The sequence below is a fragment of the Vibrio sp. ED002 genome, from assembly GCF_023277445.1.
Classification (GTDB): Bacteria; Pseudomonadota; Gammaproteobacteria; order Enterobacterales; family Vibrionaceae; genus Vibrio; species Vibrio jasicida.
Genome location: NZ_CP080238.1, coordinates 2812103 through 2828570 on the forward strand (window position 1 = coordinate 2812103; position 16468 = coordinate 2828570).

General features: G+C 44.7%; 14 protein-coding genes. All 14 read left to right on the top strand.

Going from position 1 to position 16468, the window contains the following annotated elements; genetic code table 11:
• Positions 1-3: 3 nt before the first annotated feature.
• A complete protein-coding gene (locus tag ITG12_RS13040; protein WP_038864562.1) occupies positions 4-465 on the top strand; it encodes a hypothetical protein in 462 nt (153 codons plus the stop codon).
• A gap of 290 nt (positions 466-755) precedes the next feature.
• On the top strand, positions 756-1253 hold the full coding sequence (locus ITG12_RS13045; protein ID WP_248873129.1) for a type II secretion system protein: 498 nt from the start codon (positions 756-758) through the stop codon (positions 1251-1253).
• A gap of 68 nt (positions 1254-1321) precedes the next feature.
• A complete protein-coding gene (locus ITG12_RS13050; protein ID WP_045382732.1) occupies positions 1322-1552 on the top strand; it encodes a hypothetical protein in 231 nt (76 codons plus the stop codon).
• 119 nt (positions 1553-1671) lie between these two features.
• The gene (locus ITG12_RS13055) at positions 1672-2157 is read left to right on the top strand and encodes a type II secretion system protein (protein WP_248873130.1); all 486 of its coding nucleotides are present in this window, start codon (positions 1672-1674) and stop codon (positions 2155-2157) included.
• Positions 2154-2723: a type II secretion system protein gene (locus tag ITG12_RS13060; protein WP_248873131.1), complete on the top strand. Its 570-nt coding sequence runs from the start codon at positions 2154-2156 to the stop codon at positions 2721-2723. The genes ITG12_RS13055 and ITG12_RS13060 overlap by 4 nt, the downstream gene beginning before the upstream one ends.
• Positions 2723-3436, top strand: a complete 714-nt coding sequence (locus ITG12_RS13065) for a prepilin-type N-terminal cleavage/methylation domain-containing protein (RefSeq protein ID WP_248873132.1) — start codon at positions 2723-2725, stop codon at positions 3434-3436. Before ITG12_RS13060 ends, ITG12_RS13065 begins: the two co-directional genes overlap by 1 nt.
• Positions 3426-3860, top strand: coding sequence for an MSHA biogenesis protein MshP (locus ITG12_RS13070; protein ID WP_248873133.1), 435 nt, complete (start codon positions 3426-3428; stop codon positions 3858-3860). Before ITG12_RS13065 ends, ITG12_RS13070 begins: the two co-directional genes overlap by 11 nt.
• A gap of 6 nt (positions 3861-3866) precedes the next feature.
• Complete coding sequence (locus tag ITG12_RS13075) at positions 3867-7784, top strand: DUF6701 domain-containing protein (RefSeq protein WP_248873134.1); 3918 nt, start codon at positions 3867-3869, stop codon at positions 7782-7784.
• Positions 7785-7936: 152 nt separating this feature from the next.
• Positions 7937-8980 (top strand): rod shape-determining protein, encoded by a 1044-nt coding sequence (locus ITG12_RS13080; RefSeq protein WP_005381144.1) that lies wholly within the window; start codon positions 7937-7939, stop codon positions 8978-8980.
• A gap of 148 nt (positions 8981-9128) precedes the next feature.
• Positions 9129-10019, top strand: coding sequence for a rod shape-determining protein MreC (mreC, locus tag ITG12_RS13085; protein WP_038864553.1), 891 nt, complete (start codon positions 9129-9131; stop codon positions 10017-10019).
• Positions 10009-10497: a rod shape-determining protein MreD gene (gene mreD / locus ITG12_RS13090; RefSeq protein ID WP_038864551.1), complete on the top strand. Its 489-nt coding sequence runs from the start codon at positions 10009-10011 to the stop codon at positions 10495-10497. The genes mreC and mreD overlap by 11 nt, the downstream gene beginning before the upstream one ends.
• Positions 10498-10501: 4 nt before the next feature.
• The gene (locus ITG12_RS13095; protein WP_038864549.1) at positions 10502-11071 is read left to right on the top strand and encodes a Maf family protein; all 570 of its coding nucleotides are present in this window, start codon (positions 10502-10504) and stop codon (positions 11069-11071) included.
• A gap of 18 nt (positions 11072-11089) precedes the next feature.
• Entirely contained in the window at positions 11090-12559 is a 1470-nt protein-coding gene (gene rng / locus ITG12_RS13100; RefSeq protein WP_039975690.1) for a ribonuclease G, read from the top strand.
• A gap of 11 nt (positions 12560-12570) precedes the next feature.
• Positions 12571-16449 (top strand): YhdP family protein, encoded by a 3879-nt coding sequence (locus ITG12_RS13105; RefSeq protein WP_248873135.1) that lies wholly within the window; start codon positions 12571-12573, stop codon positions 16447-16449.
• The last annotated feature ends 19 nt before the right edge of the window (positions 16450-16468 follow it).

The window sequence follows — 16468 nt, forward strand, 5'->3', positions numbered from 1 at the left end:
GGGGTGGTTGAAAATCAAAGTCGAGCGACACTGATTCTTGCTGCTGTCGTTGGAATTATTGTGCTTGCCGCATTTATGCAAAAGTTAAAACCGATAGAGCAAGAAGCGCAAGAAACAGGAGCGAAACTTGCTAAGGTTTGGATGCAAGATAGTGTGCAACGATACCACCAAGCTTGGCTCGTTCATGGAGAGCCTAAGTTGCTGTTAATGGACGGTTTTGAGCTTAACATGACAGAAGGGGGCTTAGTGTCACCTTTCAAATCAAGCGGTGCGCTCGATTGTGACTATTGGTTGGCGGTCCATTACCCGCAACGTAAAATTATGGCGAGCGAGTTGTTAGAAATTCGTGGAGCAATTAAAAGTAATAGTTATACATGTGACTATACTTATGAAAATGGACAGAGAGTTGTTGTTATATCGAACGCTAATCGTCTGAAAATAGACGTCGAAATGTCGGCGGAGTGATTTTTTTGACACTTTAGTACTATAAATAGGAATGAAAGTCGGTATAATGCAAACATTACCATAAGCAAAAGGTTGTAATAAAAAGTAAACCACAAGGTGATTCACTTTTTATCTCGGCTTTAACTTAACAATGGCGAATCGTCATTCTGCTCAAGCGGTAGAAAAAGGGCTCAATGGATAAACCTTGGTTTATCGTTGAGATGCCACACCGTTTTGACATTATCCAAAATGGTCGCATGACCGATAAAACTTTGCAGTCACTCTGCATGCTTACATAGAGAGAGTAAACAATGAAAAGACAAGGTGGTTTCACCCTTATCGAATTGGTAGTGGTAATTGTAATCCTAGGTATTCTAGCGGTAACTGCAGCACCACGTTTCCTTAATCTGCAGTCGGATGCTCGTGAATCTGCACTACAAGGTCTAAAAGGTGCGATTGATGGTGCTTCTGGTATTGTTTTCGGTAAATCAGCAATTGATGGTATCGAGACGAAAGCTCCAGCAAACGACGTTAAAGTTGAGGATGTTTTAGTTGGTTACGGTTACCCAATGGCAGCAGATAACGGTCTTAACAATGCAGTAACTGGCCTAGATGAAGATTGGGCACTAGCTTTAGAGGGTACTACTCCTAATAAACTTGTCGCTACGTTTATTAGTGGAGACCTTAAAAAAGGTTTAGACGCAGGCAACACTGCAGCTAAGGTTAAAGCAGGTAACTGTTACGTGACTTATACTGAAGCAACTTCTGCGGCAGTTTCTACAACTGCTGTAACAGATACTGGTTGTTAATCGGTGTCATAAAGGCCAGCTAGTCTGGCCTTTATCTCTTTATTTTGATGAATCTCGGAATAGTTCATATGCGTAAATCATCGGGTCTTAGTGCGATAGAGTTTGTCGTTGTGCTGATTATCTTAGGTGTCGTCGGTTATGTGGTATTACCAAGATTTATCAGCTTTGAGCCAGAAACTTACGAAGCCAAGTGGGAGCAAACTAAGCAAACCGCTGAGCACGTTTCTGAGACGCTAAGCAACAAAGAAACTTACGATCGAATTGAAGAAGAATTGGAGCGCTCAAAAGGAGAGAAATAACCTTTTGGCGGTTATTTGTACGCTTGCTCACAGTTCGAATTTAAAACTTATAAACCTATCATTATTCTCATAATTTCATCGTATACTTACTTCGCTTGTCCTAAGCCTAAGGTTGGGTTATGAAAATTCGCAGCTCTACATTAGGGTTTACATTAATGGAGCTGATCCTAGTGATCGTCCTCCTTTCCATTCTTTCTCTCTACGCTGCTAGCCGCTTTATGGGCAAGGGCAGTGTCTCCGCGTTTGCGCTTCAAGAGCAGGCTATTTCAGTGATTCGCCAAGTTCAGGTGAATCGCATGCAATCAAACACCTCAACCACGGATACCAACTTCCAATTGCAAGTCTCTTCTAGCTGTATTGGTTCAATGGAGGCATGTTCATTAACTGGTAGTGCGAAAGAGGCTCGTAGCGATCTCGTTGAGGATGACTCTGCAACGTTCAGTTTAACTGGAGCGACAAGCCCGATTAACTTCGATTTACTGGGGAATCCGTTGAATGTCGCTTCTGGTGGCGTGTCTATTCTTATCCGTGATGTAAGCGGTCAAAGCCAATGTCGAGTACTGATTAATTCTCAAGGCTATGTCTCTGAGGGTTCATGCTCATGAGAAAGCAACTCGGTATGACCTTAGCTGAAATGATCATTGCTATTGTCCTAATGGGCGTTGCGATGGTGGCGTTTACTTCCTTCCTTGTTCCTCAAATTCGTGACTCCGCGATGCCACACTATCAAACCCGAGCAACTGCGCTTGGACAAAGCTTTATGTCGCAAATACTAGCGCGTGGCTTTGACCAAAATAGCGACTTTGACGGTGGTTTACTACGTTGTGGAGAGAGTTCACTTGGAGCGCCAAATTGTACTGCCAGTCTTGGTCCTGACTCTGGTGAGTCTATTCCTGAAAACTTCAACGATGTCGATGATTACATCGGTTGTTGGAGTGCACCAACGACAGTGAGTCAATGCCAAGGGACAAACCGTGGCAATATCTCAGATATCTTGGGCACAAGTAGTGAAGACAAGTACCGTAACTTTCGAGTTGAAGTTGGCGTGGCATATGACGATCTGAGTGCGACACCACCGACAGGAATCACTAACTATAAAAAAGTCACAGTTACGATTTTTGCTAGTAATGCTCAACCTCTGACACTAACTGCAATAAGAGGTAACTACTGATGAAAGTTCGTGGTTTTACCTTAATAGAGATGATCGTCACCATTGTGATCGGTAGCTTTATCATGCTCGGTATTGCGGGTTATGTGCAGTTAGGCATGAAGGGATACGCAGACACGATTGATCGACAGCGCATGCAAACTCAAGCGCAGTTTGTGTTGGAAAAAATGTCGCGTGAAATTCGTCACGCAGTCCCAAACAGCTTTCATGTACCTACCGGAACTACCAATTGCTTAGAGTTTGTTCCAATTGAGTATTCTGGCTTTTACACGCTGACAAATAACAACTTAGAGTTTCTACTTGGGAACGACTCAACGTTAAATCCTATCCCTCCTAACCGTTGGATGGTGATTAATCCCAGCCGTTATGAGGACTTGCAATCCACCTCTTCACAGAGTCTAGCTGTAGGTGGTTTAGCTAAAACAGACGGTGTGTTTGTTGTTAGTGGGGCGGCAAGTACGATTGGTGGCACTTCTATCTCTAGCCGTCATTACATTTACCAAAATAAATCAGAAATTCGTTACTGTTTTGATAATGATGAAGTTATTCGCAATGGCATTACGGTTGCAGATAGCGTGGATACCTCTGTTAGTGATATGCACTATCTAGAACCAACCCTGCAAAGGGGCGGTATTGTGCATATCAACTTAGAGTTCACTCAAAACGGGGAGCGTAGTGTTTACCAACAAGATGTACAGGTGTTGAATGTTCCGTAAAAATACTCAACAGGGTAATGTCCTGATCGTCGTTTTGTTCGTCATCATTGTAATGGGCTATCTAGCCGCATCATTGATGAAGGTGAGTTGGTCAAACCAAAGTACGTTAACGAGAGAATTCTTAGGAACGAAAGCTTGGTTTATTGCTCAATCTGCCAATGAGTGGGCGCTGACTCAGCTGTATCCGTTAAATAATGACGAGCCTGACGTAGCTAGTTTTTGTGCGAACTCTGTAAGTGGTGCGACACCAAATGTAACGGAAGGCACTGGTTGTCAGCTTAGAGCGATGACATGTTCAAATATTGGTACCTTTAATGCGGGTGCCTCTGAAGCTGAATCTCTATTTCGTGTGCAAGCCACAGCAGTTTGTGGCACCGGGGTTGCACAAGTACAGCGACAACAAGAGATTTGGGTTAGGGAGTAAATAATAATGAGAAAAATAATAACGCTAATACTTGCTAAAGTACTTTTACTTTCTTCATTTGCAAGTTTTGCTGCTGTCAATAACAACCCTCAGTTTGAGTTCGGCACTATCCCTGCCGAAGACTGTCAGGTTCTGAATAATGAGCGAGGTGTCACTTGTGATATCAAGTTCCAAAATACCTACGATGAAGAACCGTTGGTCTTCGTTATGTCGACGATTGATGCATCAATGTCTAACTTTTCTCAAAAGAAAACGGAATACCCGTCAGATCTGCGAGTGTGGTCAAAGTCTAAAACTCAAGCGACAATCAAGCAGTTGTTCCCTCCTCATAGCGCCGCATGTAAGCGCTTGAGGTATAACTCAAGCAAGAAAAAGTGGCAATGTACAAACAATAACAACCAAGGTGAAAGAGTTACTTTTGTCGACGCGCCAATGGAAGATATTGATTATCTAGTTATTGAACCTGGTGTTATTAAGTTTGACGGTGATGCCATGATTGTGGCTGGTGAGGTTAGCTCGAATCTCACGTACTCGAATATTGGTGGTTCAACGTATCGCAGCAAAGAGGTTAAGTTTCGAGACTTTGGCCTAAATACATCATTTGCATCTGCCCCTGGTGTCTTGGTGCAATTGCAAACACGAAAGAATTACTCAGGCAATGAACCGTTATGGTTGAGCTCGATTGCTTTGAATCCTACCACCAAAGGTTTCTCACTAATTATTGACCGTTCTGAAGTGACTAGAAACTCAGTTTTGTCTAGGTCAGAAGATGTGGCGTTTGTAGCCGGTCTAGGGCAAGGCTTTGTTAACGGCCGTAAGTTTTGGCTTGGGGATGGTTCTACTCGAAATACACTCGGTGATCTTGATGACAACGTTATAAAGCCAGTCACTGAAGGTTGTTTGCAAGTCAGTGACTTTCCTGTTTCGGGCTTTAAATCTGCACCAGTATTACTTGCTTCTAAACGAACTCGTAATGGTAACAATGGTGGTTGGTTGCGTCGTTGTTCAGTAACGAAGAATGGCGTTGCTCTTATCAACGAAGAAGATATGCAAAGAGACTCGGAGCGTGGTCACGTGGTCGAACCTTTCTCCTACTTCCTTTTCGACAAGCCTCCTGTAGATGACGTATGTCAGCTTTTCCCATCTCCAGCTCAAACATGGGATACCAATACGAATGGTGAACTAGTGATGAGTAATAATACTCTTATCTCTGGCGCTAATTTAAGTAACGGGAAACGGTATGTAGGTTTTAAGCCGGGGAAAATCACCATGCACAATAATGCGAGTTGTGACAACCAGAGTTGCCTCGGTGATTCTGGTTTGATGGTGAAGAAACAAACATTGGAAAGTTTTAGAAGCCCGCAAGATCCTAATTTGCAAAATGTGATTGTCAGTGGAAGGCATGGTGTGGGGGAAAGAACGTTTCGCAACAACGAAATTATTGGCAATCTGTCTGTTGAAGAAACAGGAACTGTTTACTTTGAGGCGGGAACTTACTGGGTTGGTTCTATCAATATAAACAATGCTGGCAAGATCATAATTCCTGATGGTGAAAAAGTTACGATTCATGCAAAGTCGGTTTCTATCAGTAATAACAACAGTTTCTTTGGTGAATTGGAAGGTGGTGAATTAATTGTACTTGTGCATGACTCTCAGTCTAGTTATGTAAATTTTGGCAACAACACCGCATTTTCTGGACTGCTATACAGCGAAGTAGACGTGCCTTTAAGTAACAACGTGATTGTGAATGGTGCAATCACAGCTAGAAATATTCGGATGTCAAATAATGCTGAAATTCATGCAACGGATAACCACTGTTTTACGCCTTCTGACAACTATGAAGTAACGCTATCACCAGCAACACAATATGCGCTGATGTGCGGAACAGACCAACCTAGCTTTGAAATAGAAACCAAGAATGATGGTTATGCGGAAAGTACAGGGGTTACTGTGCAGGTTTATCCTGATGCCGATAAGTTCTCTGTAGAGGTTGCTGATAGCACAGGTATTGGTACTTACCCAAGCTTTACAACAAGCAATGTGTCTTCGAAGCTTGGTAAGTTGAAGCTGCAAGTTACCGTTACAGATCAAAATGGTATTGAGCTTGATGACGAATATACGTTAAAGGTTACGGTGGACAATGACCCATCAAAAACGCAGACATCTACCTTTAAATTTGTACCATTCAAGTTTGACGTAGATGATCAAACAATCATAGCTGGTAAAGGTTATCAAATAGACACAAGAGTATTAGCTTGTAACGATGGTCAGCAAACTGTAGTGAAAAGTTACACGGGCTCGCCAAGTGTTCAGTTAGAAATTGAAACCCCAGCTGACGGGCGCAGTGACGAGAGCTTATTAACATATGAGCCTAAATTTATTAGCTCAGAGCAAGGTAAGACATCAGATACCTTTAAGCTAATGGATTCGGGCTTGTACACAATCAAACTCGAAGATGCGAATTTCACGTGTGACCCTCAGTACTCAGATGGGTGTCCAATCGCTCCGGATGAAGAGAAAGGTGAGCAAGAATCAGTGACTCTAAATGGCTCATTCAGCGTTAAGTCTCGACCATGGAAAATTGCTGCATGTAATATTGTGGCTCAAAATGGTGGAAAAACTAACCCTGCTACACAAGCTACTGGTGATGGTTTTATTGCCTCTGCCGAAAGCTTTAATGTGACCTATAAACCAGTCGTTCATAGCGAGTCACGTGGTAATGCCACCAATGTTTGTGAATACCCGCTGACACAAAACTATTTCTCTGATTCAAATACGGCAGCACCACTTGATGCTGAGTTTTCTGTCTTGTATCCATCGGGTGGTGACATCGCCAACTTAGACCCAAGTAAAGGTTCAAGTTTAGACTTTAGTTCGGAAGAAGCTAAAACGGGTAAAACAGTTGAATACGTTTGGGATGAAGTTGGCTCTTTAAACCTTAAAACTAAAGCGACGTACTTGGGAATGGAGTTAGGTGAATATGACGTCATCGTTGGTCGTTTCTACCCTAAATACTTTAAGGTCGTGGACAGCTATTGGGCTTACCCTGATGAGCTAAGTTTTGTTTACATGAACCAGCCTTTTGATGCCGTCGAGTTCAGCGTTGAGGCTTTGAATGTTAACAAAGCTGCGATTAAGAACTATGCAGACTTTGCTACCAAAGCGGAATTCAACTTAGATGATATTGACGATTACTCAGGTCGATTCGATGCGCCAGATTTTGGTGCTGGCAGTTGGAGTAATGAGTCGGATAAAAGTATCGGAGACTTCTCAATTAGTAATAGTGGTCAATGTATCGGCAGCGCTTGTTGGAACAAAGATCTTGGTGGCAGTTACCCTGACGGGCCATTTAACTCAGTGAACGGTATTGCTAAATCAAAGATTGGCTTGATATATACGAATAATGCAGATCCAGTTGAGTACATTATTGATGATGAAAAAGGCACTAACTCACGCTTAGTCGATCAACCAGACATCCGTTTTGGCCGTGTAGACCTAGATGATGTTGGCGGTAATCAAGGCTCGACATTACGAGTACCACTTCGAGTTGAATACTGGAATGGCAGTCGCTTTATTGCTAACCCAGATGATAGTCAGACAGAAGTGATGGGAGAAACCGAAGATAATTCTCAAGTGCATATCTGGCCAACAGATAATACGGCTAAGGTTGTCTCTTTAGGTGCTGGTGGTTTAGTTGATTCAGGCTATTCTCGCTCAGTTACTGCAATGGAGGCGGAGTCTTACCGCCAGCAAACCCGCGTGTGGTTAGAACTTGATGGTGCTTTAAATGCGCTACCTTGGCTTAAATACGATTGGGATAACGATGGCTCCGAAGAAAACCCATCATCGGTCGTCACGTTTGGTATTCACCGTGGTAATGATCGCGTGATTTACCGTGGAGAACCGGGCTTAACCGGACAGTAACAAGTTAGGTTTCTTGCGTTAAGTAAGGAAACTGCAAGAAATTGAGGCTTTCTGCTCATGTTTGTGTACCAATGCCTTGCTGTGACAGCGAGGCATTGGTACATTTAGGACAATTTTTGTCTTCTAAAATTTTTGCAGGATGAGCGAAGAATATGTTTAAAAAACTTCGTGGCATGTTTTCTAACGACCTATCTATCGATTTAGGTACTGCCAACACTCTAATTTACGTAAAAGGACAGGGCATCGTTCTAGATGAACCTTCTGTAGTTGCTATTCGTCAAGATCGTGTAGGTTCTGCAAAAAGCGTTGCTGCTGTAGGCCATGCGGCAAAACAGATGCTTGGTCGTACACCGGGTAACATCTCAGCTATTCGTCCAATGAAAGACGGCGTTATCGCTGACTTCTACGTAACAGAAAAAATGCTTCAGCACTTCATCAAGCAAGTGCATGACAACAGCATTCTAAAACCAAGCCCACGTGTACTCGTATGTGTGCCTTGTGGTTCGACTCAAGTTGAGCGCCGTGCGATTCGTGAATCTGCACTCGGTGCTGGCGCGCGTGAAGTTTACCTAATTGACGAGCCAATGGCGGCGGCAATTGGTGCTGGCCTACGTGTTTCTGAGCCAACAGGCTCAATGGTGGTCGATATTGGTGGTGGTACAACAGAAGTTGCCGTTATCTCACTAAACGGTGTGGTTTACTCTTCTTCTGTACGTATCGGTGGTGACCGCTTTGATGAAGCTGTGATCAACTATGTGCGTCGTAACTACGGTAGTTTGATCGGTGAAGCAACGGCTGAAAAGATCAAGCACGAAATCGGTTCGGCTTACCCAGGTGATGAAGTTCAAGAGATCGAAGTTCGTGGTCGCAACCTTGCAGAAGGTGTGCCACGCAGCTTTAGCCTGAACTCAAACGAGATCCTAGAAGCGCTTCAAGAGCCGCTATCAGGCATCGTATCAGCAGTGATGGTTGCACTAGAACAGTGCCCACCTGAACTGGCGTCTGATATCTCTGAGAACGGTATGGTTCTGACAGGTGGTGGTGCACTACTGAAAGATCTAGATCGTCTACTAATGGAAGAAACTGGTATTCCAGTTGTTATCGCTGAAGACCCACTAACGTGTGTGGCTCGTGGCGGTGGTAAAGCACTAGAAATGATCGACATGCATGGTGGCGATCTCTTCTCTGAAGAATAAAGTGTGTGGTGAAGCTCAACATGAGCTTCACCTTCATTTCTGCTCTCTGTAATTTCAATCTGCTCCATACCTAGAATCGTCTCAAGTCGAATTCTCAGGTTGCCAAGTAAGGCTCTATATTCATGGTAGCAATCAGGTTAAAAACAAGATGAAACCGATTTTTGGCAGAGGACCATCTCTGCAATTGCGTCTGTTTTTTGCTGTCATCGTGTCGGCGAGCTTAATGCTGGCTGATAACCGTCTAGATACGTTTTCCAACGTCCGATACCTATTGAACAGTATGGTTGCGCCTATTCAGTACGCGGCCAATATGCCTCGTAGCATGTTTGATGGAATGTTCGAGCGTTTTAATACCCGTCAGGCATTGATTGAAGGCAATCGCAATTTGAAGCGAGAAGTGCTTCGCCTGAAGAGCGAGCTTATCTTGCTCGATCAATACAAAGAAGAAAACCAACGCTTACGTAAACTGCTTGGCTCTTCATTCGTCCGTGACGAGAAGAAAGTCGTGACAGAGGTCATGGCTGTTGATACATCGCCATACCGCCACCAAGTGGTGATCGATAAAGGTCGTATTGATGGTGTTTACGTCGGTCAGCCTGTTATCAATGAGAAAGGTATTGTTGGTCAGGTGACGTTTGTTGCAGCGCACAACGCACGTGTTCTTCTCCTCACTGATGCGAAAAACGCAATTCCAGTCCAAGTGATTCGTAACGATATTCGAGTCATTGCATCAGGTAATGGTGAGGTTGATGAAATCCAATTGGAGCACATCCCAACCAGTACTGACATTCAAGTGGGTGATTTGCTGGTGACATCGGGTCTTGGTGGTATTTATCCAGAAGGCTACCCTGTCGCAACTGTTACAAATGTGGATCATGATACTCGCCAAGAGTTCGCATCAATCAAAGCGGAACCTGTGGTTGAGTTTGATCGTCTGCGCTACTTGCTATTGATTTGGCCGAATGAAGACCGCCAACACAAAGTACTGCAGTCGAATGTAGAAGAAGGTTCAGAACAAGAGGTAACCGATGGCCAATAGTGTATTTAGAAGCCGAATGGTCATCGGCGTTAGCTTCTTCGTCGCGCTAGTCCTGCAAACCATTCCGTGGCCAGGTGTTTTGGATCTACTGCGTCCATCATGGCTGTTCCTCGTTACCTGTTACTGGGTGCTGGCATTGCCACACCGTGTCAATGTTGGTACCGCTCTGGTTTTAGGTTTGCTTTGGGATATTTTGATTGGTTCGACGCTTGGGATCCGAGGGATGATGATGTCGATCATTATCTACCTAGTGGCGCTCAATTTCTTGGTAATCCGTAACATGGCATTGTGGCAACAATCTATTTTGATTGCCTTTTTTACCGTGCTACTGGAACTTCTCATCTTCTGTGGGGAATATTTGAACCAGGACGTAGTATTTAATCCATTATCTCTGTGGACTGCGGCAATAAACTGTATACTTTGGCCATGGATGTTTTTACTGATGCGACGCGTCCGTCGCGCATGGCACGTAAGGTAACGTTGTGAAAAAGGGCTTATCCCTCGTTCTCGCATCGGGTTCTCCGAGAAGAAAAGAGCTGCTTGCTCAGTTAGGTTATGATTTTGATATTGTGCTTCCTGATATAGAGGAAGCCAAACAAGATCACGAGCAAGCACAAGACTACGTTTTGCGACTCTCTCTGGAAAAAGCTCAAGCAGGCTTAGCGATGGCTAAGCCTGATTCCGTTATATTGGGCTCTGATACCGTAGTGGTATGCGATAACCAAGTACTAGAAAAACCAAAAAGTTTTGAAGATTCAAAACGTATGCTCAGTAATTTATCGGGTCGTCAGCATCAAGTGATGACCGCTGTGAGCGTCGTATCATCAGAACAACAACACTCAGTGGTCGTTATCACTGACGTGTGGTTCAAACCACTGACTCATGAAGAAATAGAACGATACTGGCAGTCAGGTGAACCATGCGATAAAGCTGGAAGTTATGGTATTCAAGGACTCGGAGGGCGTTTCGTCACCCGAATCGAAGGCAGTTATCACGCCGTAGTAGGCTTACCTTTGTTCGAAACCGATCAGCTAATTCAAGAATTTTTATAATTGTTTTGAGGTGTGCACATGAGTGCAGAATTGCTGCTAAACGTGACCCCGAGTGAAACTCGCGTGGCCATGATTGAAGGTGGAGTACTACAAGAAGTTCATATAGAACGAGAATCACGCCGTGGCATTGTTGGCAATATTTACAAAGGCAAAGTAAGCCGTGTATTGCCAGGCATGCAAGCGGCGTTTGTCGATATTGGTCTAGATAAAGCGGCATTTTTGCACGCGTCAGACATCGTTCCTCACACGGAATGTGTCGCAGAGAACGAAAAACAACAATTCCAAGTACGTGATATTTCTGAGTTGGTTCGCCAAGGCCAAGATATCGTTGTGCAAGTGGTGAAAGATCCACTTGGTACCAAAGGCGCACGTCTGACAACTGACATCACTCTTCCTTCTCGTTACCTTGTCTTTATGCCGGGAGCGAGCCACGTTGGTGTGTCTCAGCGTATTGAAAGTGAAACAGAGCGTGAGCGTTTGAAGAAAGTGGTTAATCACTACTGTGATGAGCACGGCGGCTTTATCATTCGTACTGCGGCAGAAGGCGCCGATGAGAAAGAGCTTTCTCAAGATGCGGCATTTTTGAAGCGTTTATGGCAGAAAGTCATGGAGCGTCGCTCTAAGTACAAAACCCGTTCTACCTTGTACGGTGAGCTAGGTTTAGCACAGCGTATCTTGCGTGATTTTGTTGGCACTGAGCTTGACAAAATCATGGTCGACTCTCGCCTTGAATACGAGAACCTGAAAGAGTTTACGTCTGAATATGTGCCAGAGTTGACTGATAAGCTTGAGCTGTATGAAGGTGATAAGCCAATCTTCGATATGTACGACACAGAGAACGAAATCCAACGCTCTCTGGAACGCAAAGTTGAGCTTAAATCTGGCGGCTACCTGATCATCGATCAAACCGAAGCTATGACTACTGTCGACATCAATACTGGCGCGTTTGTTGGTCGTCGCAATCTAGAAGAAACCATCTTCAATACGAACGTTGAAGCGACACAAGCAATCGCACGTCAACTTCGTCTGCGCAACCTTGGTGGTATCATCATTATCGACTTTATCGATATGGCATCGGATGAACACCGTAAGCGTGTACTTACCTCTTTAGAAGGTGCTCTTTCAAAAGACCGTGTGAAAACTAACATCAATGGCTTTACTCAGCTAGGGTTAGTAGAGATGACACGTAAGCGTACGCGTGAAAGTATTGAACATATCTTGTGTTCTAGCTGTCCTACTTGTGAAGGTCGTGGCAGCGTGAAGACTGTCGAAACCGTGTGTTACGAGATTCTGCGTGAAATCACCCGAGTGAACCGCGCTTATGATGCGGACAACTTTGTTGTGTACGCATCGCCATTTGTCGCGGAAACGCTGTTGGGCGATGAGTCCCATGCGCTCGCTGAACTCGAAGTATTTATTGGTAAGCAAGTTCGTATTCAAGCTGAACACCTGTACATTCAGGAGCAGTTTGACGTCGTGATGATGTAATTGGAAAATTTGTGAATTCTGGTTTTAACCGTTTCGGGCGCTTCTGCGCGTGGAGCTTGGTTACTCTGTTGGTTCTTTTAGCCGTACTAGTAACTACCCTGCGCGTAGCATTGCCACAACTTAACCACTTCCAAGATGAGATCAAAACCTGGGTCAAGCAAGGCACAGGTTTTGACTTTTCTATCACCAGCGTTGCTGGTTCTTGGCGTAATAGCCACCCCTCGATTTCGTTGCAAGGTTTAGAGGCGAATTTGCCGAATAACCAAGACGCACGTTTTGCCGTTGATGAAATTCATATCGAATTTGATTTGATCCAATCGATTTTCAAGTTTCGACCTGTGGTCGCAGATTTGACAATCGACGACTTGGCTTTAGATATTCGTACCGTCGATCTTCTGTCCAAATCAGAAGGCAAAGAACCGCAAGCGAATGCCAGTAAAAATGAAAGCAAATTAATCGACCAACTCGATTCATTGCTGTTACGTCAATTTGAAGATTTTACCATTACGGACTCGCGTATTTGGTACAAATCGGTCTCTGGCGAAACGCGCCGCTTAGACATAGAGCAGCTTCGTTGGAGTAACGATGGCAAACACCATTTAGCAGAAGGAACCGTAAGCATTGCGGATGCGAGTTTGAATGCTTTGTTAGTGCGTGCCAACTTCAAAGATCATGGTTCACTACGCGATGTTTCAGGTGAATTCTATGTGAGTGCACAAGACCTTTCTGTCACACCTTGGTTAACCACTTACATGCGTGATGAATCAGGTGTGGAATCGGGCAAGGTGAGCCTGAATACATGGCTCACTCTAAAACACAGCCAGCCGAATTATGCCTATGTTGAATTGCAGCCATCTGAGCTGGTTTGGAATGAAAATGGTCGTCATGACTTATTGCTTGAATCAGGCATTTTTAAGCTTTCCCCAGACAAAGATGGTTGGAAAGTAAATGGTCACTCACTGCAAATCCGCACTGATGACCGACCTTGGCCAGAGTTAGACGTCGCGTTTGATTGGCAGCCGGATGGTTGGTTACTTAATCTGTCTCAACTTGATATTGAAGCATTGACGCCATTAATCAAGTTAGCGCCAGAGTCGGAATCCACGAGTGAATTGCTTAACAAACTCGCACCCAAAGGACGAGTGGAAGACATTCGTCTTTCAATGAGCGGTGGGCTTGATACCCTGCGCTACTCTGCCGAGCTAGACCAATTAGGCTTAACCCAATGGGAGTTATTGCCGGGCTTTAACCACGTGCAAGGTACTGTAGCTGGTGACTTAAATCAGGCGAAAGCCAAAGTTACCGTGATTGATGATGTTTTTCCATACGGTGATGTTTTCCAAGCGCCACTGAATATCAAACAAGGTCAGGTGGACATTATTTGGCAGCAAGACGAGAGCGGTTGGCGTTTGTGGTCAGATAAAGTGACTGCAGCGACACCTGACTTACAGGTACTTGGCGCGTTCCGTCTTGATTTCCCGAAAGATCAAAGCCCATTCCTATCGTTTTATGCCGAAGCTGACCTCTACAACGCGGGTGAAACTTGGCGTTATCTGCCAACTCTTGCGCTTGGGCAAGACCTGACCGACTACCTATCTACCGCAATTCAAGGTGGTAAGGTCAATACTGCAAAACTGCTTTGGTATGGTGAACTTGGTGATTTCCCATACAAAGAACACAACGGTATGTTCCAAGCTTGGGTTGGATTGAAGAATGCGAAATTCAGTTTTGACACGGCGTGGCCAACCATCACCAATCTACAGTTAGATTTGCTGTTCGAAAACGATGCCATGTATTTGGACTCGAAGTCTGCGACGTTAAATGGTGTCAAAGCTAAGCGAATTACAGGGCGTATTCCTGAGCTTGCTGAAGGCGGTCACATCGAAATCGAAGCCAAGGCTAGTGCGCCGGGCAATGAAGTTCGTGATTACATGATGGCAACCCCTCTCGTCGATTCAGTTGGTGCGGCTTTGACGGCATTGCAAGTGAGTGGCCCTGTTTATTCAGAGTTCCAACTCAATATCCCATTTGACTCCGAGAAAGACGCGCGTGCTTGGGGTTACGCCGATCTTAAAAACAACCGTGTTGATATTGATGCGCCGCCGATGACGTTAGAAAACGCGACGGGCCGTATCAAGTTTGATAACGACGTTGTGACCACTTCTGGCTTGTCGGCCGAACTGTTGAAACAGCCTATTTCACTTGATTTTCGTGGTGAGAATGCCGAACAAGGCTACAACGTGACCATCAACACCCTAGGTGATTGGGAAGTCGGCCCACTTAAGCCTTATCTTGGTGAGCGCTGGTTGAGCCTCGTTTCTGGTCATGCGCCTTGGCAAATGGACATCGACTTGCAACTCAATGACGTAGGCTTTACGTATCAGGTAGACGTTTTGGCGCAGCTTAGTCAGCTTGTGAGTGATTATCCTTACCCGTTAGCGAAAAAGCGGGGCGAAAAAGGACAAGCTAAACTAGAAGCATCGGGCAACCAAGAGAGTATCTCTGCTCGTTTAGAAATACCAAATGCGAAATACCAAACTGAAATTGATATTTCAGGAGATGTGCCGGAATTGACGGCAACGCATCTGGTTTTAGGTAATGGTGGTTTTAAAATTAGCCCAGTCGTTGGTCACAATGCCTCGATTCGTTTGGATGACCTGAGCTTAGATCGTTGGGCTGATCTTATGCACGTGCCGCAAAGCAAAACTCAATCTGTACTATCGAGCATGAAGACGCCAACCATTCCACTGCCGACGCGCATTAACATGGATGTGCAGAACTTAGAGCTTGGTGGAATTGAGTTCCATGATGTGGATTTGAATGCACGTAAAAAAAACTTGAGTTGGCAATTAGAAGTAGACAGCCAAGAGGTGAAGGGCAAAGCAAATTACCTCAAACCTTCTGACTTATCTGTCTCTTTAGATCATTTGCATTTGTATATTCCTGGTTTTGATGAGATGACCAAAGAACGCAGTTCTCTGTTTGCCAGTGAAGACCAAGCCGCGCCGCTCATCTCAAACTTTGACCGCAAGTTCCATACAGAGATGCCAAACTTAACCTTGAGCATTGATGATTTTTGGTTGCAAGGTTACAAGGTCGGTAAGGTAAATGTGGACGTCGAGCGTGCTAACAACCGCCTCGAATGGAAAAATGTTAACTTCAGTAGTGGTCAAAACCGTGTTGACATGAGCGGATGGTGGGAACTGACGAAAGAGCGAAGTCATTCAAACCTGACCATGAAAGTGAAGGGTGAAAACAACAGTGACTTGATGGAGCGATTTGGGATTACTTCCGGTATCCAACAAGCGCCGTTTGAAATTAATGCCAACCTAGATTGGGATGGCGCACCTTGGTCGATGAAGACACAAAGCTTGCAAGGTGATGTGTCTACTGAGTTTGGTAAAGGTGTGATCACTGAAGTCAGTGGTGCAGCGCGATTGCTGGGGCTTTTTAGTCTCGATTCTATCATTCGTAAGATGCAGCTCGACTTTACTGACGTATTCGATAAAGGGATGGCATTCAACTCAATCACGGGGACAGGCAAGATCCAAGATGGCGTGTTTATCACCAACGATATTGTGATGGATGCATTAGCTGGAGAGATGAAGATTCGCGGTATTGCTGACATGAACACACGCTTGGTAGATGCGGAAGTGAACTTCACACCAGACATCACTTCGGGTATTCCAATGCTGACCGCCTTTGCAGTGGCACCTCAAACCGCGCTGTATGTATTGGCGATTTCGACCGTTATCTCTCCTGTGGTGGAAGTCTTCACGCAGGTAAACTACGAAGTGAAAGGTCCTCTGGATTCACCTACCGTAAAAGAGATTTCACGAAGCAAAGGTGAATATAAGTTGCCAGAAAAACTGCGTGAGCAAGCGAAGTAATTGCGCGGTTAGTCTTCTG